Raw genomic sequence first — 1100 nt, 5'->3', positions numbered from 1 at the left:
GCTTTGAACAGGAAGATGTCCTCTGGACTCACGAGTTCGACCACGAGATTCCCCGGGTCGAGATACCGTTCGCTCCGCTCACGTATGCCTGGAGACAGAATCAGTTTGCCAATCACCTGCTGATTGAAGACGTCGATGCGACACCCGTCATTATTCTCGAGGATGCGCTGGGCACCAAGTTCTTCATACTCTTCGTCCGGTTCCCGGACGATATCGTATCCCAATTCGAGGAGCACCGCTTGTAGCTGACTTAGATCGTCGCCGGAGGAAACGATGAGATCGATATCTTTGGTCGTCTCTTTGAGTCCGCGAAACGCCATCGATCCACCGCCAATCAATAAGACGGTGAGCGGGTTGTCCAGCTGCTGGCCGATGCGTTCGAGTTCTGAGCGAATGTATGCGCTGTCGAATCGCGCCCTCATAGCGTCACCTCGTACTCTTCAGCCAGTTCCTGGAAGTCCTCCCACTCGGGGAGTTGCGACATCCGCTGGTCACCGCTGGTGTCGAGATACGTGCAGAGTTCGTCGACGACGTCTTCGACGCCGTACTTGGTGGCTTGGGCTCGGAGTTCGTCGCGGTCGATGTCGACGTGACTGAGCAAGAGCAGGCAGTATGACTGAGCCCGTGCGCCCGAATCGATTACGAGCATGTGGCAGCACAACATCTCTGGGGAGAGATCGCCCGCCGTCTCCGAATAGAGGTAGTGTCTGCGGTCACGTGCCAAGAGTGGGAGACCGTATCGCTGAAACTGGTCTGGCCCTGTCGGAATGAAGTGTTCCTCAGTGAGTTCAGTCGGCGTCTGCACAAGGAACTCGTCGAGGGACTCCCATAGAATGGTGTACGTGTCGGTCTGTTCTTCGACAGTCTGGCGGTGGACCTGATGAGCGAGCTCACGAGCGAATGTACTCAGCTGTTCGAAGCCGTCATTCAGTGCGTACGCGCCGTCGTCGGTTTGGTAAATGATTCCGCGATGTTGAAGCGGGGCTAGCGCACGGTGGACGGTACTTCGGTGGACGTCGGCGCGGCGTGCAAGTTCGGTCACGGTCCGTGGGGTATCAAGGTAGTAGCAGACACGGAGGGCAGCCCCTGACAACAGCTCC

Annotated in this window: 1 protein-coding gene and 1 pseudogene; both read right to left on the bottom strand. The window is 57.4% G+C overall.

The genetic code is table 11. The features are described 5' to 3' along the window. A pseudogene (locus tag C457_RS10775) lies at positions 1 to 422 on the bottom strand (hypothetical protein); the annotation flags it as partial. After that, positions 419 to 1100: helix-turn-helix domain-containing protein (locus tag C457_RS10770; RefSeq protein ID WP_008094528.1), on the bottom strand; the 682-nt coding region annotated here is incomplete at its 5' end. The gene C457_RS10770 and the pseudogene C457_RS10775, both read right to left, overlap by 4 nt.

The sequence above is a fragment of the Haloferax prahovense DSM 18310 genome (genome assembly GCF_000336815.1).
In the GTDB taxonomy this organism is placed as follows: Archaea; Halobacteriota; Halobacteria; order Halobacteriales; family Haloferacaceae; genus Haloferax; species Haloferax prahovense.
This window is presented reverse-complemented; position numbering and strand designations above follow the sequence as displayed.